General features: G+C 45.8%; 4 protein-coding genes and 1 rRNA gene. 1 reads left to right on the top strand and 4 read right to left on the bottom strand.

What is annotated here, in order from left to right; translation table 11 throughout:
• From L5M71_RS11940 to L5M71_RS11930, 3 genes are all read right to left on the bottom strand, one after another.
• Positions 1 to 206, bottom strand: a 16S ribosomal RNA gene (locus L5M71_RS11940); the annotation flags it as partial.
• A gap of 762 nt (positions 207 to 968) precedes the next feature.
• Entirely contained in the window at positions 969 to 3695 is a 2727-nt protein-coding gene (secA, locus tag L5M71_RS11935; RefSeq protein WP_263207463.1) for a preprotein translocase subunit SecA, read from the bottom strand.
• Between the two features lie 60 nt (positions 3696 to 3755).
• The gene (locus L5M71_RS11930) at positions 3756 to 4655 is read right to left on the bottom strand and encodes a M23 family metallopeptidase (protein ID WP_105251201.1); all 900 of its coding nucleotides are present in this window, start codon (positions 4653 to 4655) and stop codon (positions 3756 to 3758) included.
• Between the two features lie 27 nt (positions 4656 to 4682).
• Here L5M71_RS11930 and L5M71_RS11925 point away from each other — a divergent pair, with 27 nt between their 5' ends.
• A complete protein-coding gene (locus L5M71_RS11925; RefSeq protein WP_105251200.1) occupies positions 4683 to 5129 on the top strand; it encodes a DUF721 domain-containing protein in 447 nt (148 codons plus the stop codon).
• A 12-nt stretch (positions 5130 to 5141) separates the two neighbouring features.
• Here the strand turns inward: L5M71_RS11925 and lpxC are convergent, their stop codons facing one another.
• Entirely contained in the window at positions 5142 to 6062 is a 921-nt protein-coding gene (lpxC, locus tag L5M71_RS11920) for a UDP-3-O-acyl-N-acetylglucosamine deacetylase (protein ID WP_011845621.1), read from the bottom strand.
• Positions 6063 to 6213: the final 151 nt, after the last annotated feature.

Here is a 6213-nt window from a genome sequence, read left to right as displayed (position 1 = left end):
GTCCCCTCCTTTCCCCCGTAGGGCGTATGCGGTATTAGCAGTCGTTTCCAACTGTTATCCCCCTCGACTGGGCAGATCCCTAGGCATTACTCACCCGTCCGCCGCTCGCCACCTCAGAAGTAAACTCCCTTGTGCTGCCGCTCGACTTGCATGTGTTAGGCCTGCCGCCAGCGTTCAATCTGAGCCATGATCAAACTCTTCAATTAAAGTTTTGTTGTTTGACTGACGTCAAACGGCTCAATGAATTCTGTCATTTGTTTCCGCTTTTAAAAAAGCGGAACCAAAATTATGTACATATTGCTATGAACACTCATTGTTACATTGATTTAAATTTTTGACTGCCAACCCGAAGGTTAAGCAGTTTCGATTAACTCAACACCTGTGAGTGTCCACACAGATTTGCTTGATAAATTGTTAAAGAGCGTTGACCACACACTGAGTTTTCAGCGGGTCAGGGCTGCGTATTCTACGCATTCCCGTTAGTGCGTCAAGTAGTTTTTTCAACTTTCTCAACACTCATCGTTTAGCTTGCTAACCGATGAACTGCTTGGCTTTCTTTGCTTAACTTGCGTTACGCTGTCTGCCGTGTCAGTGGATGCGCATTATAGGGAGATTGAGAAAGTCCGCAAGGGCTTTTTTGAGAAAAATGGATCTTTTTTTAATACTTTCAGTTAGTCACACAATACCCCCACTTTATCCTCAGACTTATCCACAAAATGGGTTTTAACGGTTAAATTTGCTACAGCGGCGGGTTAACTTTAGAGGCTATCGATAAGAATGAAATGATGTTCAATGGGGAATAACGACGATTAGCTATATAAAGAAGAGTAAGAATGTAATCCGGATGACATGGGAGTAAACGTGAGGCTTAATTCTAAATTAATGAAAAAATAAAAAGGCAACTTAGATAAGTTGCCTTTAGTGTACGTTTTATTCTACTTATTCAGTAGGCTTAATCTGTCAGCAGATTAACTTAACTTGCCGTGGCATTGTTTGTACTTACGACCAGAGCCACAAGGACAAGGATCGTTGCGACCCACTTTGTCACCATCACGGATCATCGGTGCTTGCGCAGTGACAGCTTCATGCTCATCACCACCGCCAGCAAGCGGCTCTGCCGCTGCGTGTTGATAGTCGCGCTGGATCTTGGCATCTTCTTCACGACGACGCGCTTCCATTTCTTCCACATCTGACTGAGCTTGCACTTGTACTTTCGACAGTACACTGATGACGTCGTGTTTCAAGGTGTTCAGCAGTTGTTGGAATAACTCAAACGACTCACGCTTATATTCTTGCTTTGGATTCTTCTGTGCGTAACCACGTAAGTGGATACCTTGACGCAGATGGTCCATCGCCGCTAAATGTTCTTTCCACAGGCCATCGAGCGTTTGTAGCATAACGGCTTTTTCAAACTGGCGTAGCACTTGTGCGCCAACCATTTCTTCTTTTGCCTTATACGCATCGCCCCAAGCAGTGATAATACGCTCACGTAGACTCTCTTCATGCAGATCGTCTTCTTTATCTAACCATTCTTGGATAGGTAATTTGAGCATAAATTCTTGGTGTAGACGTTGCTCTAAACCCGGGATATCCCACAGCTCTTCTACTGATTGCGGCGGAATATATTGATCGATTACCGCGCCAATTACATCGTCTTGGATGTTTTGGATAGTATCTTCAATACTTTCCGCATCCATCAACTCATTGCGCTGGGCGTAAACCACTTGGCGTTGATCGTTAGCGACGTCATCAAATTCGAGTAATTGCTTACGGATATCGAAGTTACGGGCTTCAACTTTACGTTGAGCGTTTTCAATTGCGCGAGACACCCATGGATGCTCGATCGCTTCGCCTTCTTCCATACCCAGCTTTTTCATCATGCCAGAGACACGATCCGAGGCGAAGATACGCATTAAGCTATCTTCCATCGACAGGTAGAAGCGTGATGAACCCGCGTCACCTTGACGACCCGCACGACCACGTAACTGGTTATCGATACGGCGTGACTCGTGACGTTCTGTACCTAGGATATGTAAACCACCCGCAGCAACGACTTCATCATGACGAATTTGCCAATCGGCTTTGATCTTAGCTTTTTGCTCTGCTGTTGGATTATCGAGTTCATCGATTTCCATGTTCCAGTTGCCGCCAAGCACGATATCGGTACCACGACCTGCCATGTTCGTCGCAATAGTCACAGAGCCAGTACGGCCAGCTTGCGCGACGATTTCAGCTTCTCGTTCGTGGAATTTAGCATTTAAAACTTCGTGCGGGATCTTTTCCTGCACCATTAAGCGCGCTAACAGTTCAGACTGTTCGATTGATACTGTACCCACCAATACTGGCTGACCACGTTCACGGCAATCTTTAATGTCTTTAATGATCGCTTGATATTTTTCATCGGCGGTCAAATAAACTAAATCCGCCATATCCTTACGCACCATTGGACGGTTAGTCGGCACAACGACTGTGTCTAATCCATAGATGTGTTGGAATTCAAACGCTTCAGTGTCAGCTGTACCTGTCATACCTGCCAGCTTCTCGTATTGACGGAAGTAGTTCTGGAAAGTGATCGAAGCCAATGTTTGGTTTTCGTTTTGAATGTGTACACCTTCTTTGGCTTCGACAGCTTGATGTAAGCCTTCTGACCAACGACGACCTGGCATAGTACGACCCGTGTGTTCATCGACTATGATGACTTCGTTGTCTTGTACTATGTAATCCACATCACGCTCAAACAGCGTGTGCGCACGAAGCGCCGCGTTGACGTGGTGTAATAGGGAAATATTTGCAGCAGAATAGAGTGAATCGCCTTCAGCTAACATGCCGCGCTCGATCAGCAGATTTTCTACTTTCTCTTGGCCACGCTCGGTGAAATGCACTTGTTTGGCTTTTTCATCGATGCTGTAGTCGCCCTCACCCACAAACTCTTCCGTATCTTCTTTATCTTGACGGATAAGATTAGGGATCAAAGTGTTGATCTTGATGTATAGCTCAGAGCTATCTTCGGCGGCGCCAGAAATGATCAGCGGCGTACGCGCCTCGTCGATTAAGATTGAATCCACTTCATCGATTAGGGCGTAGTGCAACGGACGTTGGACCCGTTCTTGCGGTGAAAACGCCATGTTATCGCGCAGATAATCGAAACCAAACTCGTTGTTGGTCCCGTAAGTGATATCGGCGTTATAGGCCGATTTCTTCTCATGTTGGCCAATACCTGCGACGTTGATTCCTACGGTTAAACCAAGGAACTCAAACAGTGGGCGGTTATTCTCAGCATCACGACGTGCCAAGTAATCGTTCACTGTAATCACGTGGACGCCTTTGCCTGTCAATGCGTTTAAGTAAGCGGGTAAGGTTGCCGTTAAGGTTTTACCTTCACCCGTACGCATTTCAGCAATACGGTTGCTGTCGAGTACCATACCGCCGAGTAACTGTACGTCGAAATGACGCATATCAAATACACGCTTAGACGCTTCACGCACTGTAGCAAAGGCTTCAGCCATGATGCTATCTAATGCAGCTCCAGCAGCTAAACGCTCACGAAACTCTGCGGTTTTCGCCTTTAATGCTTCATCGGTTAATTTTTCATAATCAGCTTCTAATGCGTTAATGCTAATAACGATCTTTTGAAGCCCTTTAAGGGTGCGGTCGTTGCGACTACCAAATACTTTTGTCAGTAATTTACCAAACATCTGAATCACTTATTCTCTGTAGGCCAAGTCCATGATGGAAACTAGAAGCCAATGTTTCAATTAACTTGCTTTGCGGTAGACAAACTTTTGTGGATCTATCTGCTGTCCGCCGCGCAACACTTCATAATGCACATGAGCCCCAGTTGAGCGCCCAGTGCTTCCCATACTGGCGATAGCATCGCCTTTTGCGACCACATCACCTACAGTCACTGACAAAGCTTTATTATGGCCATAACGCGTATGCAAACCGTTACCATGGTCGATTTCAACCAATTCGCCATAACCGAACATATTTCCAGCAAAAGTCACCACGCCTGCAGCAGTCGCAACAACTTTAGCTCCTTCTCGACCGGTAAAATCAATCCCCTTATGCACAGACCTGCGACCGTTGAAAGGGTCATTACGTAATCCGTAGGGCGACGATAACCAACCTTTATCGAGCGGGATACCTGATATATAACGTTCATCATCTATATGGTGGTTAGATGACACTGTTTCAAGTAGTGAAAGCTGAACATTATTATTGTCAATTCGTGATGCCAACTTATCCATATCGTCGATAAGCTGTCCGAGCTCGATGTTAGTGCCTAGTTCGCTCAAACCACCCACACCAACCTCGGATGAAAAATCAAAATCTTCATCCAACTTATTCTGCTGGGCGACCTGTTGACCTAAAGCTTCGAGACGGGTGATCTTGGCTTGCATACGTGCAACATGAGTCACAAGCATAGCCAGTTGAGACTCAGTAGCACTTTTAAGCTCTAAGACTTGTTTCTTTTGTTGTTCGCGCACGAGACGATCGTTATCGACACTGGCTTGCTGATCTTGAAATCGAGCGGAGTTGTGTTGATAAATACCGGACCCAGTGGCCAACAATAGTATTGGAAGTAGCAACCAGCGTTTACTGGGCTGCCAGCGTGTGACGCCATTCCGACCTTGAATAAATACTGTTACACTCATAGCCTAATTCAGCCATCTTATTATCATATGAAAAAGCCCCCTCAAGATCTCAGCCAATTACTGCATCAATCGGGAAAATTACCCGACCTTGCTGAGAAAGCGGAACTACTTATGTATCTGGATCAGCATGTGAAGCAGATTATTGCAGGTCCTGTTGCGGAGCAACTAAAAGTCGCTAATTTCCGCCAGGGTGTTCTTGTGGTTGAAACCACTTCGGCAGCCTGGGCTGCGCGAATTAATTTCCAAAAGCCGAAGCTATTAATCCAGCTTCAAGCAGAAACGCTCCCAATCCTTACCGCAATTGAAGTTAAAGTCAACCCGAGATTAGCAATGTATGACGCAAAGCCTAAACAGGGACATAAAGAATTAAGCCCAGCAGCAGCAGAGCACATTGCAGCATTAGCGGAAAATATTGGCGGTTCACTGGGTGAAAAACTAAAACGGCTGGCCTCATTGGCCAGCCGTAATAAATAATCTTACCGCTTTTTAAGCAAATACAGCGCCACCTGGTACAGTAAAGCTGACGGGAACATCGGCTTCTTTTTCGAAGCTGACCAACTCCCACGCATCTTGTTGCGCGAGTAAAGCACGCACCAATTGGTTGTTCAACGCATGACCGGTTTTATACGCAGTGAACTCACCTAAAATAGCGTGCCCAGCCACATATAAATCACCAAACGCATCTAGAATTTTGTGCTTAACAAATTCGTCCTCATAACGCAGGCCGTCGGGATTAAGGACGCGATATTCATCAAGTACAACAGCGTTTTCCATGCTGCCGCCCAACGCTAGGTTGTTGGCTCGCAAATATTCGATATCACGCATAAACCCAAAAGTACGGGCACGGCTGATATCTTTCACGAAAGCAGAAGTTGAAAAGTCCATCACCACATGCTGTTGGCTACGAGCGATTTCTGGATGCGCAAAATCAATTTTAAAATTGACTCTAAAACCTTTAAACGGTTTTAACTCGGCCCATTTATCGCCATCTTCAACGCGCACAGGGCGCTTAATCTTTAAGTACTTCTTAGGCGCGGCCTGCTCTTTAATCCCCGCAGACTGCAACAAGAAGACGAATGGGCTTGCACTGCCATCCATAATAGGAATTTCAGGCGCGTCCACTTCGATTACAGCGTTATCTATGCCTAAACCCGCAAGAGCTGCAAATAAATGCTCAATGGTCGAGATACGAATACCTTCGTCATTGACAAGTGCCGTACACATAGTGGTTTCACGAACTTGCTCCGCCTTCGCAGGAATGGCGACGGCAGGACTCAAATCGGTGCGCACGAGTACGATCCCTGAATTAACGGGCGCGGGCATAATGCTCAAAGTGACCTTGTTGCCAGAATGCAATCCGACACCAGTTGTTTTCACCATTTTCTGAACAGTTCGTTGAAATATCATTCAGTTACCCGTTTATATGCCAATTATAAAGCCTAATATTTGTACACTCAGCGTCGGCAAATCGAGCCGCACTGGTTCAACATAATAACATAACTTTATTATGTCACACAAATGCAGCTATGTTGTGGTATTGCCCAAAACGAACAACACC

The organism is Shewanella sp. SW1 (assembly GCF_025653545.1).
Taxonomy (GTDB): domain Bacteria; phylum Pseudomonadota; class Gammaproteobacteria; order Enterobacterales; family Shewanellaceae; genus Shewanella; species Shewanella oncorhynchi.
This window is presented reverse-complemented; position numbering and strand designations above follow the sequence as displayed.

Coding starts and splice junctions, on each gene's coding strand:
- secA (WP_263207463.1), bottom strand. CDS start 3,695: ATGTTTGGTAAATTACTGACAAAAGTATTTGGTAGTCGCAACGACCGC.
- L5M71_RS11925 (WP_105251200.1), top strand. CDS start 4,683: ATGAAAAAGCCCCCTCAAGATCTCAGCCAATTACTGCATCAATCGGGA.
- L5M71_RS11930 (WP_105251201.1), bottom strand. CDS start 4,655: ATGAGTGTAACAGTATTTATTCAAGGTCGGAATGGCGTCACACGCTGG.
- lpxC (WP_011845621.1), bottom strand. CDS start 6,062: ATGATATTTCAACGAACTGTTCAGAAAATGGTGAAAACAACTGGTGTC.